19 protein-coding genes are annotated in these 25586 nt (G+C 74.2%); 18 read left to right on the plus strand and 1 reads right to left on the minus strand.

Annotated elements, in window-relative coordinates; all coding sequences use genetic code 11:
* Nucleotides 1–67: 67 nt before the first annotated feature.
* Nucleotides 68–1783 (plus strand): glycoside hydrolase family 9 protein, encoded by a 1716-nt coding sequence (locus tag QRT04_RS14025; protein ID WP_289456124.1) that lies wholly within the window; start codon nucleotides 68–70, stop codon nucleotides 1781–1783.
* A gap of 68 nt (nucleotides 1784–1851) precedes the next feature.
* On the opposite strand, the gene QRT04_RS14030 is transcribed toward QRT04_RS14025, so the two are convergent.
* Nucleotides 1852–2520: an HAD hydrolase-like protein gene (locus QRT04_RS14030; protein WP_289456125.1), complete on the minus strand. Its 669-nt coding sequence runs from the start codon at nucleotides 2518–2520 to the stop codon at nucleotides 1852–1854.
* Between the two features lie 295 nt (nucleotides 2521–2815).
* On the opposite strand from QRT04_RS14030, the gene ileS reads away from it, so the two are divergent.
* The 17 genes from ileS to QRT04_RS14115 all read left to right on the plus strand — a co-directional run bounded on the left by ileS (nucleotide 2816) and on the right by QRT04_RS14115 (nucleotide 25486).
* A complete protein-coding gene (gene ileS, locus QRT04_RS14035; protein WP_289456126.1) occupies nucleotides 2816–6091 on the plus strand; it encodes an isoleucine--tRNA ligase in 3276 nt (1091 codons plus the stop codon).
* Entirely contained in the window at nucleotides 6088–7461 is a 1374-nt protein-coding gene (locus QRT04_RS14040) for a bifunctional folylpolyglutamate synthase/dihydrofolate synthase (RefSeq protein ID WP_289456127.1), read from the plus strand. The genes ileS and QRT04_RS14040 overlap by 4 nt, the downstream gene beginning before the upstream one ends.
* Nucleotides 7462–7663: 202 nt before the next feature.
* The gene (gene dhaK / locus QRT04_RS14045; protein WP_289456369.1) at nucleotides 7664–8659 is read left to right on the plus strand and encodes a dihydroxyacetone kinase subunit DhaK; all 996 of its coding nucleotides are present in this window, start codon (nucleotides 7664–7666) and stop codon (nucleotides 8657–8659) included.
* Nucleotides 8660–8696: 37 nt separating this feature from the next.
* Entirely contained in the window at nucleotides 8697–9329 is a 633-nt protein-coding gene (gene dhaL, locus QRT04_RS14050) for a dihydroxyacetone kinase subunit DhaL (RefSeq protein WP_289456128.1), read from the plus strand.
* Nucleotides 9326–10066: a dihydroxyacetone kinase phosphoryl donor subunit DhaM gene (gene dhaM, locus QRT04_RS14055; RefSeq protein ID WP_289456129.1), complete on the plus strand. Its 741-nt coding sequence runs from the start codon at nucleotides 9326–9328 to the stop codon at nucleotides 10064–10066. The genes dhaL and dhaM overlap by 4 nt, the downstream gene beginning before the upstream one ends.
* 83 nt (nucleotides 10067–10149) lie before the next feature.
* Nucleotides 10150–10845, plus strand: a complete 696-nt coding sequence (locus tag QRT04_RS14060) for a TetR/AcrR family transcriptional regulator (protein WP_289456130.1) — start codon at nucleotides 10150–10152, stop codon at nucleotides 10843–10845.
* A 101-nt stretch (nucleotides 10846–10946) separates the two neighbouring features.
* Nucleotides 10947–12683, plus strand: a complete 1737-nt coding sequence (locus tag QRT04_RS14065; RefSeq protein WP_289456131.1) for an MDR family MFS transporter — start codon at nucleotides 10947–10949, stop codon at nucleotides 12681–12683.
* A 9-nt stretch (nucleotides 12684–12692) separates the two neighbouring features.
* Nucleotides 12693–13145 carry a DUF4233 domain-containing protein gene (locus tag QRT04_RS14070; RefSeq protein ID WP_326522473.1) on the plus strand — a complete coding sequence of 151 codons (453 nt, stop codon included), beginning with the start codon at nucleotides 12693–12695 and terminating at the stop codon, nucleotides 13143–13145.
* A 184-nt stretch (nucleotides 13146–13329) separates the two neighbouring features.
* A complete protein-coding gene (ndk, locus tag QRT04_RS14075) occupies nucleotides 13330–13764 on the plus strand; it encodes a nucleoside-diphosphate kinase (RefSeq protein WP_289456132.1) in 435 nt (144 codons plus the stop codon).
* A gap of 24 nt (nucleotides 13765–13788) precedes the next feature.
* Complete coding sequence (gene smc / locus QRT04_RS14080; RefSeq protein ID WP_289456133.1) at nucleotides 13789–17355, plus strand: chromosome segregation protein SMC; 3567 nt, start codon at nucleotides 13789–13791, stop codon at nucleotides 17353–17355.
* Between the two features lie 120 nt (nucleotides 17356–17475).
* Nucleotides 17476–17784, plus strand: a complete 309-nt coding sequence (locus QRT04_RS14085) for a hypothetical protein (protein WP_289456134.1) — start codon at nucleotides 17476–17478, stop codon at nucleotides 17782–17784.
* Nucleotides 17785–17880: 96 nt separating this feature from the next.
* On the plus strand, nucleotides 17881–19125 hold the full coding sequence (gene ftsY, locus QRT04_RS14090) for a signal recognition particle-docking protein FtsY (RefSeq protein WP_289456135.1): 1245 nt from the start codon (nucleotides 17881–17883) through the stop codon (nucleotides 19123–19125).
* Between the two features lie 164 nt (nucleotides 19126–19289).
* Nucleotides 19290–20615 (plus strand): ammonium transporter, encoded by a 1326-nt coding sequence (locus QRT04_RS14095; protein WP_289456136.1) that lies wholly within the window; start codon nucleotides 19290–19292, stop codon nucleotides 20613–20615.
* Nucleotides 20615–20956, plus strand: a complete 342-nt coding sequence (locus QRT04_RS14100; RefSeq protein WP_289456137.1) for a P-II family nitrogen regulator — start codon at nucleotides 20615–20617, stop codon at nucleotides 20954–20956. Before QRT04_RS14095 ends, QRT04_RS14100 begins: the two co-directional genes overlap by 1 nt.
* Nucleotides 20957–20958: 2 nt before the next feature.
* Nucleotides 20959–22782: a [protein-PII] uridylyltransferase gene (locus tag QRT04_RS14105; protein ID WP_289456138.1), complete on the plus strand. Its 1824-nt coding sequence runs from the start codon at nucleotides 20959–20961 to the stop codon at nucleotides 22780–22782.
* An 8-nt stretch (nucleotides 22783–22790) separates the two neighbouring features.
* Nucleotides 22791–24380: a signal recognition particle protein gene (gene ffh, locus QRT04_RS14110; RefSeq protein ID WP_289456140.1), complete on the plus strand. Its 1590-nt coding sequence runs from the start codon at nucleotides 22791–22793 to the stop codon at nucleotides 24378–24380.
* A gap of 11 nt (nucleotides 24381–24391) precedes the next feature.
* Nucleotides 24392–25486: an amidohydrolase family protein gene (locus QRT04_RS14115; protein WP_289456141.1), complete on the plus strand. Its 1095-nt coding sequence runs from the start codon at nucleotides 24392–24394 to the stop codon at nucleotides 25484–25486.
* The last annotated feature ends 100 nt before the right edge of the window (nucleotides 25487–25586 follow it).

Raw genomic sequence — 25586 nt, forward strand, 5'->3', positions numbered from 1 at the left:
CCGCGCCGGCGATGCTCATGACACGCTGTGCCCGGCCCGCCCGGAGCCACCCCTCGACAGGAGCACCATGACGCCGCGTGTCCGTGTGAACCAGCTCGGCTACCTCGCGACGGGTCCGCTGCGCGCGACGCTCGTGACGGACGCGACCCGGCCCGTGCCGTGGCGCCTCGAGCGTGCGGGCGCGCTGGTCGCGCAGGGCGGGTCGACCCCGCGCGGCCACGACCCGTCCGCGGGGCTCGACGTCCACGTCCTCGACGTCCCCACGCCCGCGCCGGGCACGGGCTACCGCCTGGCGGCCGACGGCGACACGAGCGACGAGTTCGCGGTCGGCGACGACCTGTACGCGGGGCTCGCCGACGACGCGCTGCGGTTCTTCCACCTCCAGCGCAGCGGCGTCGAGATCGGGCCGGACGTCGCGGGCCCCGCCTACGCCCGGCCCGCGGGCCACCGGGGCGCGCACCCGAACCGCGGCGACACCGCGGTCCCGTGCCTCCCCGCGGGCCACGCCGTGACGCCCGACGGTGTCGACCTCTACGAGGGCTGGACCGACTCGCACGTGCTCGACGTGAGCGGCGGCTGGTACGACGCGGGCGACCAGGGCAAGTACGTGGTCAACGGCGGCATCGCGGTCGCCCAGCTGCTCGCCGTCGCGGAGCGGCTCGCGCGTCGCGGCCGGGCCGACTCGCCGTTCGCCCGGCGGGTCCGCGCCGAGGCTCGCTGGGAGCTCGAGTGGTTGCTGCGCATGCAGGTCCCGGCCGGCCACCGCCACGCGGGGATGGCGCACCACAAGGTCGTCGACGAGCGCTGGACGCCGCTGCCCACGCTGCCGCATCTCGACCCGCAGCCGCGCTACCTGCACCGCCCGTCGACCGCCGCGACGCTCAACCTGGCCGCGGCGGCCGCGCAGGGCGCGCGCGTCCTGGCGACCGACGACCCCGATCTCGCGCAGCGCCTGCTCGCCGCGGCCCGCGTGGCGTACGCGGCCGCTCTCGAGACGCCGGACCTGCTGGCTCCGGACACCAACGCGCTCGCCGACGCGGGCGGCGGCCCCTACGACGACACCGACGTCGACGACGAGCGCGGGTGGGCCGCCGCCGAGCTGCTGCTCACGACCGGCGAGGCCGCGTACGCGGAGGACCTGCGCGGCAACCCGTGGTTCGTCGGCGGTACCCGCGACCCGTGGGCGGTGCTCGACTGGCAGTGGACGGGCGCCCTCCCGCTGATGCAGCTCGCGCTCGCGCCGGGCGTCCCGGCGCTCCCGGAGCAGGACGCCGTGCGTGCGGCGGTCGCGCAGGCCGCTGACCGGTGGCTCGCGGCGCAGCGCGCGCAGCCGTTCGGGCACCCGTACGCGCCACCGGACGGCCGCTACGCGTGGGGCTCGAACGGTCGCCTCCTGACGAACCTCACGGTGCTCGCCGCCGCGTACGACGTGACGCGCGACCCGCGGTACCGCGACGGCGTCGCGGAGGGGATCGACTACCTCCTGGGGCGCAACGCGCTCGGCCTGTCCTACGTCACGGGCTACGGCACGAGGTACGCCGCGCACCAGCACAGCCGCTGGTACGCGCACCAGCTCGACCCGAGGCTGCCGCCACCCCCGCCCGGCACGGTCGCGGGCGGCCCGAACTCGGACGTGCCCGACCCGGTCGCTGCGCCGCTCTCGGGCCGCGCGGCGCAGCTCTGCTACGTCGACGACATCGGCTCGTACGGCACCAACGAGCTGACGATCAACTGGAACGCGCCGCTCGTGCAGGTCGCCGCGTTCCTCGTCGATCCGGGCTGAGACGGGGCGCCCGCCCTGGCGAGCCAGGTGGCGGCGCGGCTGTGCAAGCACGCGCCGACAGAGGTCCGTCAGTCCGTCAGCCCGACGAGCCGGCGCACCGTCGCGACCAGCGCCGACGGCGAGTCGACCACCTCGACGGCCCCGGCCCGCTCGAGCTCACCGTGGCCCGCGTAGCCCCACGAGACGCCGACGCACCGCAGCCCGTGCGCCGCCGCGCCGGCCGCGTCGTGCTCGCGGTCCCCGACCATCACGGTCGTGCCGCGCGACCAGTCGCCGATCGCCGCGAGCGCCGCGGCGATCACGTCCGCCTTCGTCGAGGGCACGTCGTCGGGCGGCGCCCCGAACACGCCGTCCACGAGCACGTCGAGCCCGAACCGGGCGCAGATCGGCTCGGCGTAGACCTGCGGCTTCGACGTCGCGACCACCAGCCGGCACCCGTCGGCCCGCAGCCGGCGCAGCGCCTCGGGGATGCCGTCGAACACCGCGTTGTCGTACATCCCGCCCGCGACGAACGCCGCGCGGTACGCCGTCACCGCGTCCCGCACCCGGTCGGCCGGCACGCCGTGCGCGCGGAACGAGTCGGCGATCGGCGGCCCGACGAACGTCCGGAGCTCGGCCGCGGTCGGCACCGGCAGGCCGAGCGTCCGGAAGGCGTCGGCCGCGCACGCGAAGATCCCCGGTCCGGAGTCGGTGAGCGTGCCGTCGAGGTCGAGCAGGACGAGGGGAGCGGCGGCCACGCCGGCATTGTCGACCACCGGCCCGCGCCGCCGCTGCGGCGTCCGAGCAGGCGGGACGGTCGCGCGGCCCGGTAGCATGGCACCCACAGGCGTCGACCCGGCCATCACCGGCGAGCCTCCGGAAGAACAGGGCGCGAGCCCCCAGTAGAACCGGACGGGGCAGGCCCGTCACAGCCGCAGGCGAGTGGTCGGGCCCCGGTCCGGCAAGCGAGGTGGTACCGCGGCGTTCGCGTCGTCCTCGTGGACCGTGCCGTGCGCATCCGTCCGCGGGTGCCGATCACAGGAGCGACCGCCAGTGGCCGACCAGCCGCGCTACCCGCTGCACCGCCCGGACGCGACCGGCGTCCCCGCCTCCCCGGACCTGCCGCAGATCGAGCGTGACGTGCTCGCGCACTGGGAGGCCGACGGCACCTTCCAGGCGTCGATCGACCAGCGGCCCGCGGGCGAGCACGGCGACAACGAGTACGTCTTCTACGACGGCCCGCCCTTCGCCAACGGCCTGCCGCACTACGGCCACCTGCTGACCGGCTACGCCAAGGACGTCGTGCCGCGCTACCAGACGATGAAGGGCCGCCGGGTCGAGCGCCGCTTCGGCTGGGACACGCACGGCCTGCCGGCCGAGCTCGAGGCGCAGCGCCTGCTCGGCATCACGGACACGCGCCAGATCGAGGAGATGGGCCTCGCCGCGTTCAACGCCGCGTGCCGCGAGTCCGTCCTCAAGTACACGGGCGAGTGGCGGGAGTACGTGACGCGCCAGGCCCGCTGGGTCGACTTCGACCACGACTACAAGACGCTCGACGTCACGTTCATGGAGTCCGTGATCTGGGCGTTCAAGCGCCTGCACGACCAGGGCCTGGCGTACGAGGGCTACCGCGTGCTGCCGTACTGCTGGCGCGACGAGACCCCGTTGTCGAACCACGAGCTCGGCATGGACGCGGACGTCTACCAGTCGCGCCAGGACCCGGCGCTGACGGTCGGTCTGCGCCTCGAGAGCGGCGAGCTGCTGCTCATCTGGACGACGACGCCGTGGACCCTCCCGTCCAACCTCGCCGTCGCCGTCGGGCCGGACATCGAGTACGTGGTCGCCGAGCCGGCCCCCGACAGCCCGTTCGCGCAGGCGCACCCGGGCGAGCGCGTCGTGCTCGCGCAGGCCCGGCTCGCGGCCTACGAGCGCGAGCTCGGCGAGGCGACGGTCGTCGAGACCGTCACGGGCGCCGACCTCGCGGGCCGCCGGTACACGCCGCCGTTCGACTACTTCGCCGGCCACGAGAACGCGCACCAGGTGCTCGTCGCGGACTTCGTCACCACGGAGGACGGCACCGGCGTGGTGCACCTCGCGCCGGCGTTCGGCGAGGACGACATGGCGGCGTGCGAGCGCGCAGGCATCGCGCCCGTCGTGCCCGTCGACTCCCGCGGCGAGTTCACGGCGCAGGTCGCCGACTACGAGGGCGTGCAGGTCTTCGACGCGAACAAGCAGATCATCACGGACCTGCGCGACGGCGTCGGTGCGCTCGCCCGCGTCCCCGCCGAGCGCCGCTCGGTCGTCGTGCGCCACGAGACGTACCAGCACTCGTACCCGCACTGCTGGCGGTGCCGGAACCCGCTCATCTACAAGGCGGTGAGCAGCTGGTTTGTGCGTGTCACGGAGTTCCGCGACCGCATGGTCGAGCTCAACCAGGACATCCGGTGGATCCCGGAGCACATCCGCGACGGCCAGTTCGGCAAGTGGCTGGCGAACGCGCGCGACTGGTCGATCAGCCGCAACCGCTACTGGGGCACGCCGATCCCGGTGTGGGTGTCCGACGACCCGGCGTACCCGCGCGTCGACGTCTACGGCAGCCTCGCCGAGCTCGAGGCGGACTTCGGCCGCGTCCCGACGAACGAGGCGGGCGAGCCCGACCTGCACCGCCCGTGGATCGACGACCTGACGCGCCCGAACCCGGACGACCCGACCGGTGCGTCCACGATGCGCCGCATCCCCGACGTGCTCGACGTCTGGTTCGACTCGGGGTCGATGCCGTTCGCGCAGGTGCACTACCCGTTCGAGAACGCGGACTGGTTCGAGCACCACTACCCGGGCGACTTCATCGTCGAGTACATCGGCCAGACGCGCGGCTGGTTCTACACGCTGCACGTGCTCGCCACGGCGCTGTTCGACCGCCCGGCGTTCCGCGACGTGATGTGCCACGGCATCGTCCTGGGCGACGACGGCCGCAAGGCCAGCAAGTCGCTCCGCAACTTCCCCGACCCCACCACGATGTGGGACGTCTACGGCTCGGACGCGGTGCGCTGGTCGCTCATGAGCAGCACGATCCTGCGCGGCGGCAACCTCATCGTCTCCGAGGAGGGCATCCGCGAGGGCGTCCGCCAGGTGCTGCTGCCGCTGTGGAGCACGTACTACTTCTTCAGCCTGTATGCGGCGGCCGCGCGCGGGGGCGAGGGTGTCGAGGGGCACCGCGTCACCGACGCCGGCGGCCTCGCCACGATGGACCGGTACGTTCTGGCGCGCACGCGCGAGCTCGTCGTGACGGTGACGGCGCAGCTCGACGCGTACGACATCCCGGCGGCGTGCGAGTCGGTGCGCGAGCACCTCGACGTCGTCACGAACTGGTACGTGCGCACGCAACGGCAGCGGTTCTGGGACGAGGACGCGGCGGCGTTCGACACGCTGTGGACGGTCCTCGAGACGCTGACGCGTCTGATGGCGCCGCTCGCGCCGCTCGTCACCGAGGAGATCTGGCGCGGCCTGACGGGTGGCCGCAGCGTGCACCTCACCGACTGGCCGACGGCGGACGACATCGTCGCGACCGATGCGGGGCAGGCGTTCACCGACGCCGAGCTCGTCGTCGCGATGGACCGCGTGCGCGAGGTCGTGTCGGTGACCCTCGGCCTGCGCAAGGCCGAGAACCTGCGGGTGCGCCAGCCGCTGCGCGAGCTGCGCCTCGCGGTGCCGCACCCGGAGTGGAACCTGCCGTTCGCCGACCTGGTCGCTGCCGAGGTCAACGTCCGCAAGGTCACCGTGCTCGGCGTGGACGACGCCGCGGCCGCCGAGGTGAACGTCTCGCAGCGCCTCGACGTCAACGCGCGCGCCGCGGGCCCGCGCCTCGGCCGCGCCGTCCAGTCCGTCATCCGCGCCGCGAAGGCGGGGGAGTGGCGCACCGACGAGGGCGCGGTCGTCGTCACGACGCCCGACGGCGAGGTGCCGCTGCTCGAGCCCGAGTACACGCTCACGACGGTCGTGGCGGACCGCGAGGGCGACGACGTCGCCGCGGCGGTGCTGTCCGGCGGCGGGTTCGTCGTGCTCGACCTGTCGCTCGACGACGACCTGATCGCCGAGGGCTACGCGCGCGACGTGGTGCGGGCGGTGCAGGACGCGCGCAAGGCGGCCGGTCTCAACGTCGGCGACCGCATCAAGCTGCTGCTCGACGTCCCGGCCGACAAGGCGCCGGCGGTCGAGGCGCACCGCGACTTCGTCGCCCGCGAGACGCTCGCGGTCGCGATCGAGGTCGGTCACGCTGACGAGCTCGCCGTCACGGTCGAGCCCGTCGCGGCCGGGGGGTACGAGCCGTGAGCGGCGCCCAGCACCAGCGCGACGAGGCGGCCCGCGCGGCGCGTGCGGCCGCCGACGCGGTGTACGCGCAGATCCTGGCGCGTGCCCCGGAGCACGAGCCGAACCCGTCGACCGACCGGGTGCGCGAGGTGTGCGAGCTGCTCGGCGACCCGCAGCGCGCGTACCGCGTGGTGCACCTGACGGGCACGAACGGCAAGACGTCGACGAGCCGGATGGTCGAGCGCCTGCTGCGCGAGCACGGGTTGCGCACGGGCCGGTTCACGAGCCCGCACCTGACGCGCGTCAACGAGCGGATCGCGATCGACGGCGAGCCGATCAGCGACGAGCGGTTCGTCGAGGTGTGGCACGACGTCGAGCCGTACATCGCGATGGTGGACGAGCGGTCGGCGCAGATCGGCCGCCCGCGGCTCTCGTTCTTCGAGGTCTTCGTGGTCATGGCGTTCGCGGCGTTCGCCGACGCGCCCGTCGACGTCGCGGTGATCGAGGTCGGCATGGGCGGCTCGTGGGACGCGACGAACGTCGCCGACGGCGAGGTCGCGGTCATCACTTCGGTCGGCCTGGACCACCAGCAGTGGCTCGGCGACACGATCCTCGACATCGCCGAGGTCAAGGCCGGCATCGTCAAGGACGGCGCGACCCTCGTGCTCGCGCAGCAGGAGGAGGACGTCGAGGGCGTCGTGCTGACGGTCGCCGCGGAGCGCGGCGCGCGCGTGGTGCGCGAGGGCGTCGACATCGCCGTCGTCGAGCGCCAGGTCGCGGTCGGCGGCCAGCTGCTGACCCTGCGCGGCCTCGGCGGCGTGTACGCCGACGTGTACCTGCCGCTGCACGGCGAGTTCCAGGCCCACAACGCGCTGCTCGCGCTCGCGGCGACCGAGGCGCTGCTCACCGGCGGCGCGGCGCTCGACGGCGACGTGGTCGGCACGGCGTTCGCCGACGTGACGTCGCCGGGCCGGCTCGAGGTCGTGCGGTCGAGCCCCACCGTCGTGGTCGACGGCGCGCACAACCCGCACGGCGCGGAGGCGCTCGTCGCGTCGCTCGACGAGGCGTTCGCCTTCGACCGGCTCGTCGGGGTGGTCGGCGTCATGGCCGACAAGGACCCCGAGGCGATCCTGTCGGTGCTCGAGCCCGTGCTGGCCGAGGTCGTCGTCACGCGGGCCTCGGTGCCGCGCGCGATGGAGCCGGACGACCTCGGCGAGGTCGCGGTCGACGTGTTCGGCGAGGACCGGGTGCACGTGGTCGAGCGGCTCGACGACGCGATCGCGCTCGCGGTCGAACGTGCGGAGAGCGAGGTCGAGCGCGGCGCGGGCGTGCTCGTGACGGGCTCGATCCTCGTCGTCGCCGAGGCGCGGGTGCTGCTGGGCCGCGCCTGACGCGCGCACGGTCCCGCGCCCGCGTCGGTCTCGGCCCGCGGGCGTGAGCCTGCACGAACGTGCAGCACGGCCGCACGTCCTCCACTTGACGCTCCCTTGGGCACGCCCTGAAGGTGAGTTTTGTCGCGGCGACCAGCCGCGACACCCCTGCGCAAGCGCCGAGGCGGGCTCGCCGACGAGCCCGCGAGGAGGGATGGCCGCAGTGAAGAAGCTCATCAACGACCCCCAGGACGTCGTCGCGGAGACCCTCGCGGGCTTCGGTGCGGCCCACCCCGACGTGGTCGCGGTGCACACGGACCCCAACTACGTGACGCGCGCCGGCGGCGCGAGGAGCGGCAAGGTCGGGCTCGTCAGCGGGGGCGGCAGCGGGCACGAGCCGCTGCACGCGGGGTTCGTCGGCGAGGGCATGCTCGACGCCGCCGTCCCCGGAGCGGTGTTCACGAGCCCGACGCCGGACCAGATCGCGCCCGCGCTGCAGGCCGCCGACTCGGGCGCCGGCGTGCTCGCGATCGTCAAGAACTACACGGGCGACGTGCTCAACTTCGAGACCGCCGCCGAGCTCGCGGACGCCGACGACGTCAACGTCAGGAGCGTCGTCGTCAACGACGACGTCGCCGTCGAGGACTCCCTCTACACAGCGGGCCGCCGTGGCGTGGCCGGCACGGTGTGCGTCGAGAAGATCGCGGGCGCCGCGGCCGAGCGGGGCGACGACCTCGACGCCGTCACCGCGGTCGCCGAGAAGGTCATCGCCAACGTGCGCTCGATGGGCGTCGCGCTCACGGCCTGCACCGTGCCGCACGCGGGCAAGCCGAGCTTCGACCTGCCCGAGGACGAGATCGAGATCGGCATCGGCATCCACGGCGAGCCGGGTCGCCGTCGGATCCCGCTCGCGGGGGCCGACGAGATCACGGAGATGCTGCTCGCGCCCGTCGCGGACGACCTCAAGCTCGCCTCCGGCGAGAAGGTCCTGCTGTTCGTCAACGGCATGGGGGGCACCCCCTCGTCCGAGCTGTACATCGTCTATCGTCGAGCGCGCGCCCTGCTCGAGGAGCGCGGCGTCGAGGTGGTCCGGTCGCTGGTCGGCAACTACGTGACGTCGCTCGAGATGCAGGGCGCGTCGGTCACCGTGCTGCGGCTGGACGACGAGCTGACGACGCTGTGGGACGCCCCGGTGCACACGACCGCGCTGCGGTGGTGAGGGCCGTGGCCGCCCGGCGGGGACGAGGAGCGTGGGCATGACCCTGGACGTGGCGTGGGCGATCGACTGGGTGCGACGCTCGGCGGCGACCGTCAAGGAGCACCGCGAGGAGCTCATCGAGCTCGACCGGCAGATCGGCGACGGCGACCACGGCGAGAACCTCAACCGGGGGTTCACCGCCGTCGTGGGGAAGCTCGACGCGCTCGAGTCCCCGCCCGGCGACGTCGGCGAGGTGCTCAAGCTCGTCGCGACGACGCTCATGTCCACGGTCGGTGGCGCCGCGGGTCCGCTCTACGGGACCGCGTACCTGCGGGCCGCGAAGGCGGCGGCCGTCCCCGAGCTCGACGCGAACGGCGTGGTCGCCATGCTCGAGGCGGCGCTCGAGGGCATCGTCGCGCGCGGCAAGGCGACCACGGGCGAGAAGACGATGGTCGACGCGTGGACGCCCGCCACCGAGGCGGCGGTCGCCGCTGCCGACGAGGGGGCGGCCCCGGCCGCGGTGCTCGCGGCGGCGGCGGACGCGGCGACGCGCGGCGCCGAGTCGACGATCCCGCTCGTCGCCACCAAGGGGCGTGCGTCCTACCTCGGCGAGCGCTCGGCGGGCCACCTCGACCCGGGCGCCCGCTCGACCGAGCTCATCCTGCACGCCGCCGCCGAGGCGGCCCAGTGAGCGAGACGGCGAACCGCGCCGAGGTCGCGCTGGTGCTCGTCTCGCACTCGCGCGACCTCGCCCGCGGCGCCGCCGAGCTCGCGGGCCAGATGGCTCCCGGCGTGCTGCTGCTGCCGGTCGGAGGCACGGCCGACGGCGGCATCGGCACGGACTTCGACGGCGTGCAGGCGGCGATCGAGCAGGGCACCGCGGACGGCGGGTCCGTGGTCGTCCTGACGGACCTCGGCTCGGCCGTGCTCACCACCGAGTCGGTGCTCGAGTTCCTCGACGACGAGGTGCAGGCGCGCGTGTCGCTCGCGGACGCGCCGTTCGTCGAGGGCGCGGCCGCGGCGGCGGTCACGGCGCACGGCGGGGCCCACCGCAAGGCCGTCCTCGACGCCGCCGAGCACGCGGGGCACACGTTCGCCCCGCACCCGGACGCGCCGCCTCCGGACGCCCCGCCGAAGCCGACCACCGGCGAGCAGGCTCCGCTGGACGACGGCGTCGCGCGCGCTCAGGTGACGCTGCGGAACAAGCTCGGCCTGCACGCCCGGCCGGCCGCCGTCGTCGCCCGCATGCTCGCCGGCTACGACGCCAAGGTCCGCGTCAACGGCGTGAACGCGGCCAGCGTCCTCGAGCTCATGAAGCTCGGCGCGACCGAGGGGCACTCGCTGACCATCGAGGCGGAGGGACCCCAGGCGCAGGCCGCGCGAGACGCGCTCGTCGACGCCGTCGAGAGCGGGTTCGGCGAGCTCTGACCGCGCCGGTGTGACGAAGGTCCCGTCCGTCGGGCCCGAATTGCAGTCGGTGCAAGTTTGCACGGGGTGTAAGTTTTAATTCCGTGAAGATTCTCGACGAGGGCTCGGCCGCGTCCGCGGCCGAGCCGAGCGGCGCCCAGCGCGGCCCCGCGACGGCCGACGCGGCCGAGGGTGCCCGCGCCGAGGGTCCCGCCGCGGTCGGCCTGCGCGAGCGGAAGAAGCGCGCGCGCCGCGAGGCGCTCATCGACGCCACGCACCGCCTCGTCGCGCGCGACGGGCTCGACGCCGTCACGGTCGACGCGATCTGCGAGGAGGCGGGCGTCTCGACGCGCACCTTCTTCAACTACTTCGACTCGAAGGACGACGCCGTGCTCGGCCACGCTCCGTGGCCGCTCACGGACGAGGCCGCCGAGACGTTCGCGACGGGCGGCCCGACGGGCGACCTGCTGGCCGACCTGCGCGTCCTCGTCACGCACGTCCTCGAGACGCCGCCCACGGGCCACGACCGCATGCGGCGCGGCTTCGAGCTCGCGGCCCACGAGCCGCGCCTGCTCGCCAAGCACATCGCCTGGATGGAACGCAGCAAGGGCGAGCTCACCGCGCTGCTGACCCGCCGGCTGGGGGACGACCCGAGCCACCCGCTCGACGTCGTCACGACCCTCGTCCTGTTCGTCACGCACACCGCCGTCATGCGGTGGGACGCGAACGGCGGCGAGGGCGACGCGGCCGACCAGGTGGACGCCGTGATCGCCGACATCCGGGCGCTCGTCGCGCCCTGACCTCTGCGCAGCCCGCAGACCCACCCGCAGACCCCGCACCACCACCCCGGCCGACGCACCCGCGGCCGGGTGAGCACCACCGACAGAACGAAGGTCCCCGCATGTCCGCCGCTGCCCCCGCAGCCGAGGCTACGAGCGACAAGCCGCTCATCGTCCTCACGCCACGCACCGTGTGGCTCATCTTCGGCGCCCTCATGGCGTCGATGTTCCTGTCCTCGCTCGACCAGTCGATCGTCGGCACCGCGATGCCCACGATCGTCGGCGAGCTGCACGGCGTCGAGCACCAGGGCTGGGTCGTCACCGCCTACATCCTGGCGATCGCCATCGTGATGCCGCTGTACGGCAAGTTCGGCGACCTGTGGGGGCGGCGCTGGCCGTTCCTCGTCGCGATCGGCCTGTTCACGCTCGCGTCCGCGGGCGCCGGGTTCGCGCAGTCGTTCGGCTGGCTCGTCGCGTTCCGCGGCATCCAGGGCCTCGGCGGCGGCGGTCTGATGATCCTGTCGCAGGCGATCATCGCCGACATCGTCCCCGCCAAGGAGCGCGGCAAGTACATGGGCCCGATGGGTGCCCTGTTCGGCATCGCGGCCGTCGTCGGCCCGCTGCTCGGCGGCCTGTTCACGCAGCACGCCACGTGGCGCTGGTGCTTCTGGGTCAACATCCCGATCGGCATCGCGGCGTTCGCCACGGCGTGGTTCACGCTCAAGCTGCCCTCGCACCGGTCGGGCAAGCGCATCGACTTCGGCGGCATCTTCTTCATGGTCGTGGCGACGTCAGGCCTGGTGCTCGCGACGGCGTGGACCAGCTGGAGCGGCAACACGGGCTACGACTGGTCGAACACCGGGTTCCTCGCGCTCGTCGCCGGCACGCTCGTCGCGATCGCGGCGTTCATCCTGGTCGAGCTCCGCGCGAGCGAGCCGATCCTGCCGCTGCGCCTGTTCAAGAACTCCACGTTCACGATCGCGACGCTGATCGGCCTGATCCTCGGCATGGGCATGTTCGCGGCGCTGGCGTTCCTGCCGACGTTCCTGCAGATGTCCACCGGCGCGGGCATCACCGAGTCCGGCTTCCTCATGCTGCCGATGATGGTCGGCGTCATGGCGACGGCTATCGGCTCGGGTATCGCGATCACCAAGACTGGTCGCTACAAGCTGTTCCCGATCGTCGGGCTCGCGGTCACCGCGGCGGGCCTCGCGTGGCTCACGCAGATCACCGGCGACATGTCGATGTGGCTGTTCGGCGCCATGATCTTCCTGCTCGGCGTCGGCATCGGCCTCGTCATGCAGCCCGTCGTGCTGGCCGTGCAGAACGCGGTCGACCCGCACGAGATCGGCACCGCCACCAGTGCGAACAACTTCTTCCGCGAGATCGGCGCCGCGGTCGGCACGGCGCTGTTCAGCTCGATCTTCACCGCGCGGCTGACCGAGCGGCTGACGGACGTGTTCGCCGGTTCGCCGGCGGCGGGCGGCAGCGGCGGCGCCTCGGGCATCACGCCGGCGGCCGTGCAGCAGCTGCCCGAGCCGTACAAGACGGGCGTCATCGACGCGTTCACCGACGCGCTCGCGCCGACGTTCTGGTACGTCATCCCGCTGGTCCTCGTCGGCCTCGTGCTGGCGATCTTCCTCAAGGAGGTCAAGCTCTCCGACGTCGCCGGCATGGTGGCGCGCGGCGAGGCGCTCGCGGCCGACGGCTCGGGTGTCGCGGGCTCCGCGGCGGCCGAGGTGGTCGACGAGCTCACGCCGCACGCGACCGAGGTCGACGTGCCGCACCAGCGCGGACCGGGCGCCGAGGCGGGCTCGGACGACGAGGTGCCCGACGGCGACCTCACGGCGCGCCGGTAGCCTGAGCGCGTGACTTCCCCCGAGCCGACGCCCGCGCCGGACGGGTCGGCAGGACCGACCGACGGCCAGGCCGTGCGCCGCAAGCGCCCCGCGAAGCCCCAGTTCACCCAGACGATCCTCGTGCTCGAGGCCGTCCTGGTGTTCTTCGCGACGCTCGTGGCCTACGGCCTGGCCCAGGGCGATCCCTCGCGGTCGCCCTCGACGAGCACCGTGTGGTGGCTCGGCGGCATCACGTCGGTCGTGCTGATCGTGCTCGCGGGCCTCGTCGGGCGACCCGGCGGGTACGTGCTCGGCTGGATCGGCCAGGTCGCGGTGCTCGCCGGCGGGTTCGTCGTGCCGATGATGTTCGCGATCGGCGGCCTGTTCGTCGTGCTCTGGATCGTCGCGCTGCGCCTCGGCGGCCGCATCGACCGCGAACGCGCGGAGTACGACGCGGCCCACCCGGGCGCCGTCGGTCCCTGACCCGCCGTGCCGGCCGGCGGCTCTCGACGGCCCGGCTCTCGACCTGCGAACAACGCCGCAAGAAGCGAACTGCGCAGTTCGTCTCTCGCGGCGTTGTTCGCGGCCGGCGGGTCCCGCGGCGCACCGTCTCGCCGTCCGGCGCACGCGACCGGCGGGTTCCGGCGGTCCCGTTAGGGTTTCCCCCGTGACCGACGCACCCGCCACGCAGCGCACCCTCGTCCTCGTCAAGCCGGACGGCGTCCGCCGCGGCCTCGTGGGAGAGGTGCTCCGCCGCATCGAGGCCAAGGGCTACGCGCTCGTCGCGCTCGACCTGCGCACCGCCGACGAGGCGCTCCTCGCCGAGCACTACGCCGAGCACGCGGGCAAGCCGTTCGTGCGGCCGCTCATCGACTTCATGCGCTCGGGGCCCGTCGTGGCCGCAGTGATCGAGGGCCACCGCGTCATCGAGGGCTGGCGCTCTCTGGCCGGTGCGACCGACCCCACGAGCGCCGCCCCCGGCACCATCCGCGGCGACCTCGCGCGCGACTGGGGCCAGAAGGTGATCGAGAACATCGTGCACGGCAGCGACGGCGAGGACGCCGCGGCCCGCGAGATCGCGCTCTGGTTCCCGGGGCTCTGACCCACCGAACCGTAGGCTCGGCCCGTGCACCTCAAGACCCTCACGCTGCGGGGGTTCAAGTCGTTCGCGTCCGCGACGACCCTGAACTTCGAGCCCGGCGTCACCTGCGTCGTCGGACCCAACGGCTCCGGCAAGTCCAACGTCGTCGACGCCCTCGCGTGGGTGATGGGCGAGCAGGGCGCCAAGTCCCTGCGCGGCGGCAAGATGGAGGACGTCATCTTCGCCGGCACGTCCGGCCGTCCGCCGCTCGGCCGCGCCGAGGTGTCGCTGACCATCGACAACACCGACGGCGCGCTGCCGATCGAGTACTCCGAGGTGACGATCAGCCGCACGCTGTTCCGCAACGGCGGCTCCGAGTACGCGATCAACGGCCAGGGCTGCCGCCTGCTCGACATCCAGGACCTGCTCTCCGACTCCGGCCTCGGCCGCGAGATGCACGTGATCGTCGGCCAGGGCCAGCTCGACGCCGTGCTCCGCGCGACCCCCGAGGAGCGACGCGGCTTCATCGAGGAGGCCGCAGGCGTCCTCAAGCACCGCAAGCGCAAGGAGAAGGCCCTCCGCAAGCTCGAGGCGATGCAGGGCAACCTGACGCGCCTCGGCGACCTGACCGCCGAGATCCGCCGGCAGCTCGGCCCGCTGGGCCGGCAGGCCGAGGTCGCACGCAAGGCCGCCGTCGTCCAGGCCGACCTGCGCGACGCACGCGCGCGCCTGCTCGCGGACGACCTCGCGCAGCTCACTGCGACGCTCGAGCAGGAGATCGCCGACGAGACCGCGGTGCGCGCGCAGCGCGAGCAGGTCGAGTCCGCGCTCGCCGAGACGCGCGCCCGGCTGGCGGCGCTCGAGGTCGAGGCAGCGTCCGCCGCGCCCGCGCTGTCCGAGGCGAGCGAGGTCTGGTACCGGCTGTCGTCGCTGCGCGAGCGGCTGCGCGGCACGGCGTCCCTCGCCGGCGACCGTGTCCGGCTGCTGGGCTCGGCGTCGGGCGGGGGAGAGCGCCAGGGCGCCGACCCCGACGACCTCGCCGCCCAGGCCGAGCGGGTCCGCGCCGCGGAGGCCGAGCTCGCGGCCGAGGTCCAGATCGCGCGCTCCGCGCTCGAGGCCGCGGTCGCGGCTCGCACCAGGGCCGAGACGGAGGCCGGTGACGCCGAGAAGGCGCTCGCGACCGCGTTGCGCGGCGCGGCCGACCGGCGCGAGGGCGTCGCCCGCCTCGCCGGCCAGGTGGCCGCGCGGCGGAGCCGCGTCGAGGCGACGCAGGCCGAGATCGGCCGCCTGCAGGAGGCGCTGGTCGCCGCCGAGCGGCGCGGCGAGGAGGCCACCACCGAGTTCGCGGCTCTCGAGTCGCAGGTCGCGGGCGTCGAGGAGGGCGAGGAGGGCCTGGACGCCGAGCACGAGGCCGCGACGCTGGCCCTCGAGAGCGCGACCGCGCGCGTCGCCGAGCTGAGCGAGCAGCTGCAGGCGGCCGAGGCGCAGCGCCAGCAGCTGACGGCACGCGCCGAGACGCTCGAGCTGAGCCTGACGCGCAAGGACGGCGCGGGTGCGCTGCTCGCGGCGGACTCGTTGCCGGGCACGATCGGCTCGGTCGCGGCGCTGCTCGCGGTCGACGCGCGCGACGAGGACGCGGTGGTCGCCGCGCTCGGTGCGCTCGCCGACGCGGTCGCCGTGGAGTCGGTCGACGCCGCGGTCGACGCGATCCGCTACCTGCGCACCGAGGACGCGGGCCGCGCGTCGGTGCTCGTCGCCGGCGGCTCGGGCGACCGGCGGCCCGGCGCCGCACCCGCGGGCTCGGCGTGGGCGGTCGACCTCGTCCGCGCGCCCGACCAGGTCCGCCCCACGGTCGAGGCGCTGCTCGCCGACGTCGTCGTGGTCGACGACCTCGCCGCCGCGCGCGCCGTCGTGGCCGCGCACCCCGACCTCGTGGTCGCGACCCGCACGGGCGACGTCCTGTCGCGCCACCGCGCGTCCGGCGGGTCGGTGAGCGCGCCGAGCGCGTTGCACCTGCAGGCCGCGCTCGACGACGCGCGCACGGGCGCGGCCGACGCCGCGGCGCGGGCCGAGCGGCTGCGCTTCGAGCTCGCCACCGCGACGACCGCGCGTGCCGAGGCGCGTTCCGACCACGAGCGCACGCTCGACCGCCTCAACGAGTCGGACGCGGCCCTCGCGGCCGTCGCCGAGCAGCTCGGCCACCTCGGGTCGACGGCCCGCGCGGCTCGCGCGGAGGCCGAGCGCCTGCAGTCCTCGCTCGACGCCGCCTCCCGCACGCTCACGGACGACACCGACCAGCTCGCCGAGCTCACCGAGCGCCTCACGGCGGCGGAGGTCGAGCCCGCCGACGCGGAGGCCGCGATCGTCGCGGGCACGGCCGCCCGCGACCGGCTCAACGAGGCCGCGTCGGCGGCGCGAGCGCGCGAGACCGAGGCCCGCCTCACGCTGCGCACCGACGAGGAGCGCGCCCGCGCGCTGTCGGGCCGCGCCGAGTCGCTCGAGCGCGCGGCGCAGGCCGAGCGCGTCGCCCGCGAGCGCGCCGCCGAGCGCGAGCGTGCGAGGGCGCGCCAGGCGGCCGTCGCACGCGCGGTCCACGAGGGTGCGACGCGCGCGCTCGCGGTGCTCGACCGCTCGCTGCGCCGCGCGTCCGACGAGCGCGACGGCGCCGAGGCCGCCCGCGCGCAGCGCGACGTCACGATCACGGCGACCCGGGCGGAGGTCGACCGTCAGGCGGGCGAGCTCGCGAAGCTGACCGACGTCGTGCACCGCGACGAGGTCGCCCGCACGCAGCAGCGGCTGCGCATCGAGGCCCTCCAGCAGCGGGCCGTCGAGGAGCTCGGCATCGACCCCGCGGTGCTCGTCGAGGAGTTCGGCCCGCACCAGGACGTGCCCGTCGTCGTGGTGCCCGGCACCGAGGTGGACCCCGACGCGCCGACCGCGGTGCCCTTCGTGCGCGAGCAGCAGGAGAAGCGCCTGCGCGCCGCCGAGCGCGCGCTGTCGCTGCTGGGCCGCGTCAACCCGCTGGCCCTCGAGGAGTTCGCGGCCCTCGAGGAGCGCCACAAGTTCCTGACGGACCAGCTTGCCGACCTCAAGAAGTCGCGGGCGGACCTGCTCGAGATCGTCAAGGAGATCGACGAGCGCGTCGAGCAGGTGTTCGCCGAGGCGTACCGCGACACCGCCGCGGCGTTCGACGTCGTCTTCCCGCGCCTTTTCCCTGGCGGCGAGGGCCGCCTCGTGCTCACCGACCCCGACAACATGCTGACCACCGGCATCGAGGTCGAGGCTCGCCCGGCGGGCAAGAAGGTCAAGCGGCTCTCGCTGCTCTCGGGCGGCGAGCGGTCGCTGACGGCGGTCGCGATGCTCGTCGCGATCTTCAAGGCGCGCCCCAGCCCGTTCTACGTCATGGACGAGGTCGAGGCAGCGCTCGACGACGCGAACCTCGGGCGCCTGCTCGAGATCTTCCGCGAGCTGCAGGAGGACTCGCAGCTGATCGTCGTGACGCACCAGAAGCGCACGATGGAGATCGCCGACGCGCTGTACGGCGTGACGATGCGCGGCGACGGCGTCACCACGGTCATCAGCCAGCGCATGCGGGAGGACGCGGCCGTCTGACGCCGATCTCCGCCGGCCGGCAACGGGCCGGTTGCAGGGCGGTGGAGATTCTGTGACGGTTCGCCGCGCGCCCCGGGAGTGGGCGTGCCGGGTACCGGGGTGCCACCGGAGACTGGACGCATGGCCGTTCTCGTCGGAATCGTCCTCGCCCTCATCGTCGCCGCCGCCGTGCTCCTCGTGGCCAGCGTCGCCGCTGGACCGCGTGACGTCGACGAGTCGCCGTGGCAGGCCTTCCGCCGCGGCTGGGCGTCCCGCCACGAGACCGAGGGCGAGGCCGCAGCCGCCGCCTCGGCCGAGCCGGTCGACCTGTCGCTGACCGAGTTCCTGTCGGCCACCGCCGAGCGCGGCGAGGGCTACCTCCAGGTCGACGAGCTGGCGGACACGCTCTCCCGCGCCCGCGACCGCGTCCCGGGTCTGCGCCGCGGCTGACGCGCCGACGGCGCGTCCTGCCGACCTGCGACCGACCCGCGGACCGCAGGACGACCCAGGTCGCGCGGGGCGCTCGACGCCCGACAGACTGTCCGCGTGAACGACACCCTCGCCACCCTCCTCGCGGCCGGCGTGCCGATCGCGATCCTCATCGCGCTGGGCACGCTGCTGGTCCGTCGCCGCGGCAACCGCCCACCGACCGGCCCCGGCTCCGACGAGGACTCCAGCGGCTCCGTGCTCGCCCCGCCCCGCCCGGGTGGCTCCACGGTCGACGAGACGACCGCCGTCGACGTCCCCGGCACTCCGCCCGCGCCCGCCGCCGAGCCCGCCTCGGGGAGCGCCCCGCCCGCCGGGGCCGCCGTCCTCGAGCCGGAGCTCCTCGAGCCCGAGGCGCCGGCTCTCGAGGTCCCGGCCCCGGTCGCCGGTCGGCTCGCGCGCCTCCGTGGGCGCCTCGCCCGCTCGGGCTCGCCGCTCGGCGCGCGGCTGCTCCAGGTGCTGTCCCGCGACCACCTCACGGAGGACGACTGGGACGAGCTCGAGGAGACGCTGCTGCTCGCGGACGTCGGCGCCGGCCCGAGCGCCGAGCTGATCGAGGCGCTTCGTACGCGGGTTCGCGTCGAGGGCGTCAAGGACCCCGCCCACGTGCGCACGATGCTGCGCGAACAGCTCCTCGCGCTCGTCGACCCGGCGCTCGACCGCGAGCTGAGCACCGCGCGCACCGCCGACGGCGCGCCCGCGGTGGTCCTCGTCGTCGGCGTCAACGGCACCGGCAAGACGACGACCGTCGGCAAGCTCGCCCGCGTCCTCGTGGCCGAGGGCCGCACCGTCGTGCTCGGCGCCGCCGACACGTTCCGTGCCGCGGCCGCCGACCAGCTCCAGACGTGGGGCTCGCGGGTCGGCGTGCACACCGTGCGCTCGGACCGCGACGGTGCCGACCCGGCCGCCGTCGCGTTCGACGCGGTCCGTCAGGGCCGCTCGGAGGGCGTCGACGTCGTGCTGGTCGACACGGCCGGGCGGCTGCAGAACAAGGCCGGCCTGATGGACGAGCTCGGCAAGATCACGCGCGTCATCACGCGCGAGGCGCCGCTGTCCGAGGTCCTGCTCGTCCTCGACGCCACGACGGGCCAGAACGGGCTCAACCAGGCGCGCGTGTTCGGCGAGGTCGCGGGCGTCACGGGCATCGTGCTGACCAAGCTCGACGGCACCGCCAAGGGCGGCATCGTGGTCGCGGTGCAGCGCGAGCTGGGCGTGCCGGTCAAGCTGGTGGGCCTGGGCGAGGGCCCCGACGACCTCGCGCCGTTCGACCCGGAGGCGTTCGTCGACGGGCTCCTCGAGGCGTAGGCCGCCGGCGCGCGGTCCCGGACGCTCGACCAGCACGAAACCGAACGTTTACGCCGATGTGCGGCTTGTCACACGGCTGTAACGCGCCCCGCAACCGTCCGAAACGGCCGCGGCCGACTGTTGTCCCCGACCGACCGGGTGGTCGGCGGAGGGAGAGTCGGGACATGCTGGCAGCAGATGCCTTCACGTTGGACTCCGGCAACACCGCGTGGATGATGACGTCGGCAGTGATCGTCTTGATGATGACGGTCCCGGGTCTGGCGTTCTTCTACGGCGGCATGGTCCGGGGCAAGTCCGTGCTCAACATGCTGATGATGAACTTCATCGCGGCGGGCACGGTCGGGTTCATCTGGATCCTCTACGGGTACTCGATGGCCTTCGGTTCGAAGACCGACGGCTTCGGCCAGTTCTTCGCGAACCCGTTCCAGTACTTCGGTCTCGTGGGTCTCACGGACGACAAGGGCCTGGGTGCCGGCGTCGGGGTGCCGTCGCTCGTGGGCGTCGGCTTCCAGGCGACCTTCGCCGTGATCACCGTCGCGCTCATCACGGGCGCCATCGCCGACCGCATCAAGTTCGGCAGCTGGGTCGCCTTCACGGTGGTCTGGGCGACCGCGGTGTACTTCCCCCTGGCGCACATGGTGTGGGGCGGCGGCTTCCTCAGCCCGGTGGGCAAGGTCGCGGGCTGGCTGTCGGCGCCGATCGACTTCGCGGGTGGCACGGTCGTCCACATCGACGCCGGTGCCGCGGGCCTCGCGCTCGTGCTCGTGCTCGGCAAGCGGAAGGGCTGGCCGACCACGCTGTTCCGGCCGCACAACCTGCCGTACGTCATGCTCGGTGCCGGCCTGCTGTGGGTGGGCTGGTTCGGCTTCAACGCCGGGTCCGAGGGTGCTGCGGACGGCACGGCGGCCCGTGCGTGGATCAACACCTTCGTCGCGACGTGCGTCGCGATGCTCACGTGGCTCCTCACGGAGAAGTTCCGTGACGGCAAGGCGACCTCGCTCGGTGCGGCCTCGGGCATCGTCGCGGGTCTCGTCGCGATCACGCCGGCGGCGGCCGCGGTCGACTCGTACGGAGCCATCGCGATCGGCGCGATCGCGGGTGTCGTCTGCGCCCTCGCGGTCGGCCTGAAGTTCAAGTTCGGCTTCGACGACGCGCTCGACGTGGTCGGCGTCCACCTGGTCGGCGGCATCACCGGTACGGTCCTGATCGGCCTGTTCGCCACGCACCACCAGGGCGCGTGGTACCCCGACGGCGCGAAGGACGGCCTGTTCTACGGTGGCGGCGTCACGCAGCTGCTCTCGCAGATCGTCGTGGCCGCGTTCGCGATCGTGTTCTCGTTCGTCGTCACCTACGTGCTCGCCCTGATCTTCAAGGCGATCACCGGGCTGCGCGTCAGCGAGGAGACCGAGTCGGCGGTCGACCTGCAGGTGCACGGCGAGACCGCGTACGAGAGCCTCGACGGCTCGCGTGTCCTCACGGAGGTGAACTGATGACGAAGCTCGTCACGGCGGTCATCCAGCCGCACAGGCTCGATGACGTGAAGTCGGCCCTCGAGGCGGCCGGCATCCGCGGCCTGACGGTGAGCGAGGCGAGCGGCTACGGCCGTCAGCGTGGCCACACCGAGGTCTACCGCGGCGCCGAGTACACGGTCGACCTCGTGCCGAAGGTCAAGGTCGACGTGCTCGTCACGGACGAGGACGTGACCGGTGTCGTCGAGGTCGTCATCAAGGCGGCCCAGACCGGCAAGATCGGTGACGGCAAGGTGTGGGTGACCCCCGTCGAGGAGGTCGCCCGGGTCCGGACCGGCGAGCGCGGCGCGGACGCCCTGTAGCGATGACCGAAGGACGGCCGCCCGCGGGGGGCGCGGCCGGGAGCGACCCGCAGGTCCCGCACTCCACCCCCGGAGTGCGGGACCTGCGCGCTTCCCGGCTCGACCTCGCGGCTCGCATGACGGGCCCCGGCACGGACGGGGTGGCGCGCCGCACGGCCGGTGTCGACGTGGTGCTGGCGGCGCTGCGCGAGCTCTGGGACGACGTCACCGGTGGCGTCGACACGACCGGGCTGGCGCTGGGCGCGGTGGGCAGCGTGGGCCGCGGCGACGCGAGCCCGGTGAGCGACCTCGACCTGCTGCTCGTGCACGAGGGCCGCGCGCGCGGGCCCGAAGAGCTGGCCGCGCTCGCACAGCGGCTCTGGTACCCGATCTGGGACGCGGGTCTCGACCTCGACCACGCGGTGCGCTCGCTCGCGCAGTGCCGGCAGATCGCGTCGAAGGACCTGCCGGCCGCCGTGGGCCTGCTCGACCTCCAGCCGGTCGCCGGCGATGCGGCGCTCGTGGCTCGTGCGACGAGCGCGCTGCTCGAGGACTGGCGGGCGGCGGCCCGCCGGCGCCTGCCCGAGCTGCTGGCCTCGACGCGGCAGCGCGCGGACCGTCACGGCGAGCTCGCGTACCTGATCGAGCCCGAGCTCAAGGAGGCGCGCGGCGGCATCCGTGACGCGGTGGTCCTGTCGGCGCTCGCGGCCACGTGGCTCACGGACCGCCCGCACGGCGCGGTCGACGCCGCCTACACGCACCTGCTCGACGTCCGCGACGCGGTGCAGGTCGTCACGCGCCGGCACACCAACCGCCTGCTCCTCGCGGACCAGGACGAGGTCGCGGCGCTCGTGGGGTTCGACGACCGCGACGACCTGCTCGCGAGCATCGCGGAGGCGGGCCGCATCATCAGCTACGCGCTCGACACGACCGCGCGCAACGCGCGCCAGGCGCTGCAGCGCCCCGCCCGCAAGCCCGTCATCGTGCGGGGCCGGCGCACCGGGCCGCGCCTGCGCACGATCGCGGAGGACCTCGTCGAGCACGACGGCGAGATCGTGCTCGCCGTCGACGCCCGGCCCGCCGACGACCCGCTGCTCTCGTTGCGCGCCGCCGCCACGGCCGCGCGCACCGGTCTCGTGCTCAGTCCGGTGACGGTCGCGAGCCTGACGGCCACGCCGCCGCTGCCCACGCCGTGGCCGCGCGCCGCACGCGCGTCGTTCCTGACGCTGCTCGGCTCGGGCCACGCTCAGGTCCCGGTCTGGGAGGCGCTGGACCTCGCGGGCGTCGTCACGACGTGGATCCCGGAGTGGGCGGGCGTCCGCAACCGGCCGCAGCGCTCGCCCGTGCACCGCCACACGGTCGACCGGCACCTCGTCGAGACGGTCGCGCGCGCCGACCGGCACGCGGTCGAGACGCCGGACACCCTGCTGCTCGCGGCGGTCCTGCACGACATCGGCAAGCGCGCCGGCGCGGGGGACCACGCCGTCGAGGGCGCGCGGCTCGCGGGTCCGATCGCGGCGCGGATGGGCTTCGACGACGCGGTGGCGGCGGACGTCGCGCGGCTCGTCCGCGAGCACCTCACGCTCGTCGAGCTGGCCACCACCGCCGACCCGGACGACCCGGTGACCGTCGCCCGCCTGCTCGACGCCGTGGACCGCCGGGAGGACCTGCTGCTCGTGCTGCGCGCGCTCACCGTGGCGGACGCGACCGCGGCCGGCCCGGCCGCGTGGAGCCAGTGGCGCGCCACCCTCGTCGACGAGCTCGTGGCGCGGGCGCGGGCCGCGCTCGGCGGCACGACGCGCGGGCGTCCCGGTTACCCTGGGACGTCCGTGATCCCCCGAACCTGAGGACGGCCGTGTTCGCCACCCTGTCGGACCGACTGACGTCGACCTTCAAGAACCTGCGCACCAAGGGCCGGCTCTCCGAGGCGGACATCGACGCGACCGTCCGCGAGATCCGACGCGCGCTGCTCGACGCCGACGTCGCCGTCCCGGTCGTCCGGCAGTTCACGGGCGCGATCCGCGAGCGCGCGCTCTCGGCCGAGGTGTCGCAGGCGCTCAACCCGGCGCAGCAGGTCGTCAAGATCGTCAACGAGGAGCTCGTCTCGATCCTCGGCGGGCAGACCCGCACCCTGAACCTCGCGAAGAACCCCCCGACGGTCATCCTGCTCGCGGGCCTGCAGGGTGCCGGCAAGACGACGCTGGCCGGCAAGCTCGCGCTGCACCTCAAGGGCCAGGGCCACACGCCGATCCTCGTCGCGGCCGACCTCCAGCGCCCCAACGCCGTCACGCAGCTCCAGGTCGTCGGCGAGCGCGCGGGCGTCCCGGTCTTCGCTCCGCACCCGGGCAACCAGGGTGCCGACGACGTGCTGCCACAGGGCGCCGACCCCGTCGCCGTCGCGCGTCAGGGCGTCGAGACGGCGACGGCCCGGCAGCACGACGTCGTCATCGTCGACACGGCGGGCCGGCTCGGCATCGACGCCGAGCTCATGCGGCAGGCCGCGGACATCCGCGACGCGACGAACCCGGACGAGGTCCTGTTCGTCATCGACGCGATGATCGGGCAGGACGCGGTCACGACCGCGCAGGCGTTCCTCGACGGCGTCGGCTTCACGGGCGTCGTGCTGTCCAAGCTCGACGGCGACGCGCGCGGTGGTGCCGCGCTGTCCGTCGCGTCCGTCACGGGTCGCCCGATCCTCTACGCCAGCACCGGCGAGAAGCTCACCGACTTCGAGGTCTTCCACCCCGACCGCATGGCCGGCCGCATCCTCGACATGGGCGACGTCCTGACGCTCATCGAGCAGGCCGAGCGCGCGTTCGACCAGGACCAGGCCGAGAAGATGGCGGGCAAGCTCGCCGCCGGCGAGGACTTCACGCTCGCCGACTTCCTCGAGCAGATGCAGCAGCTCAAGAAGATGGGCTCGATGAAGAAGATGCTCGGCATGATGCCGGGCATGGGCCAGATGCGTGAGGCCCTGGAGAACTTCGACGAGCGCGAGGTCGACCGCATCGAGGCGATCGTGCGCTCGATGACTCCGGGCGAGCGCGACAACCCGAAGATCATCAACGGCTCGCGTCGCGCCCGCATCGCCCGCGGGTCGGGCACCACGCCGACCGACGTCAACCAGCTGCTCGAGCGCTTCGACGGCGCGCAGAAGATGATGAAGCAGATGGCGCGCAACGGCGGCGGCATGCCGGGCTTCGGCAACCTGCCGGGCATGGGCAAGAAGGCGCGCGGTCGCGTCGCCGCCCCGTCCAAGCGCGTCAAGGGCAAGTCGGGCAACCCGGCCAAGCGCGCCGAGCAGGAGAAGGCCGCGCTCGAGGGTCGTCCCGCGGCGGCGGCGCAGCAGGGCTCGGCATTCGGGCTCGGCGCGCCGAAGGCGCCCGCCGACTTCGACCCGTCACAGCTGCCGTCCGGTCTCGACCGGTTCCTCGGCGGGCGCTGAGGCCGTTCGTCGTGCCCGGCGTCCTGCACCTGCGGGGGACGGTCGTCCTCGACGACCACCACGAGGTCGGCGACGTCTGGGTCGTGGGGGACCGGCTGACGTTCGAGCGCCCGGCCACGGCGCCCGACGCGACGATCGAGGGCTGGGTGCTGCCCGGCCTCGTCGACGTGCACTGCCACATCGGCCTCGCGGCCGACGGCCCGGTCGACGACGCCACGGCCGAGAAGCAGGCGGTCGCCGACCGCGACTCGGGCGTGCTCCTCATCCGCGACGCCGGCTCGCCGGCCGACACGCGCTGGGTGCACGCGCGCCCGGACCTGCCGCGCCTGATCCGCTCGGGCCACCACCTGGCGCGCCCCAAGCGCTACCTGCGGCACTACGGCCGCGAGCTCGCCTCGGTCGACGACCTGCCGACCGCGGTGCGCGAGGAGGCGCTGCTCGGCGACGGCTGGGTCAAGCTCGTCGCCGACTGGATCGACCGCGACCTGGGGGCCGACGGCGACCTGCGCCCGCTCTGGCCGGACGACGTGCTGCGCCGCGCGGTGGCCGTGGCGCACGACGAGGGTGCGCGCGTCACCGCGCACACGTTCGCGGCCGAGGCCGTCGACCCGCTGCTCGACGCCGGCGTCGACTGCCTCGAACACGCCTGCGGTGCGACACCGGAGCAGGTCGCGCGCATCGCGGCCGCCGGCATCCCCGTCACCGCGACGCTCCTCCAGGTGGGCCGGTTCGAGGACATCGCGGCGCAGGCCGACGGCCGGTACCCGCGGTTCGCGGCCCGCATGCGCGGCCTGCACGCCCACCGGTACGACCAGGTCCGTGACCTGTACGACGCGGGCGTCCCCGTGCTCGTCGGCACCGACGCGGGAGGGACGATCGGCCACGGGAACATCGCCGACGAGGCCACGGAGATGGCCCGCGCCGGCATCCCCGCGCGCGACGTCGTGGCCGCCGCGAGCTGGCGCACCCGCGCGTGGCTCGGGGCCGACGGCATCGCCGAGGGCACGAGCGCCGACGTCGTCGTCTACGACCGCGACCCGCGCACGGATGTCGAGGCCCTGCGCGAGCCCGTCGCCGTGATCCTGCGCGGCGTCCGGTACGCGTGACGCGGCGCCGCGGCTGAGCCGTGAGCCGCCGCCGACCGATTCGGACCCGGCGCGGTTCGTCTGGCACAATGGTCGGCTGTACCCGACGGCGGCAGCCCCT

The sequence above is a fragment of the Cellulomonas alba genome, from assembly GCF_030362835.1.
In the GTDB taxonomy this organism is placed as follows: Bacteria; Actinomycetota; Actinomycetes; order Actinomycetales; family Cellulomonadaceae; genus Cellulomonas; species Cellulomonas alba.

Coding starts and splice junctions, on each gene's coding strand:
- QRT04_RS14025 (WP_289456124.1), top strand. CDS start 68: ATGACGCCGCGTGTCCGTGTGAACCAGCTCGGCTACCTCGCGACGGGT.
- dhaL (WP_289456128.1), top strand. CDS start 8,697: ATGACCCTGGACGTGGCGTGGGCGATCGACTGGGTGCGACGCTCGGCG.
- QRT04_RS14065 (WP_289456131.1), top strand. CDS start 10,947: ATGTCCGCCGCTGCCCCCGCAGCCGAGGCTACGAGCGACAAGCCGCTC.
- QRT04_RS14085 (WP_289456134.1), top strand. CDS start 17,476: ATGGCCGTTCTCGTCGGAATCGTCCTCGCCCTCATCGTCGCCGCCGCC.
- QRT04_RS14095 (WP_289456136.1), top strand. CDS start 19,290: ATGCTGGCAGCAGATGCCTTCACGTTGGACTCCGGCAACACCGCGTGG.
- QRT04_RS14100 (WP_289456137.1), top strand. CDS start 20,615: ATGACGAAGCTCGTCACGGCGGTCATCCAGCCGCACAGGCTCGATGAC.
- QRT04_RS14105 (WP_289456138.1), top strand. CDS start 20,959: ATGACCGAAGGACGGCCGCCCGCGGGGGGCGCGGCCGGGAGCGACCCG.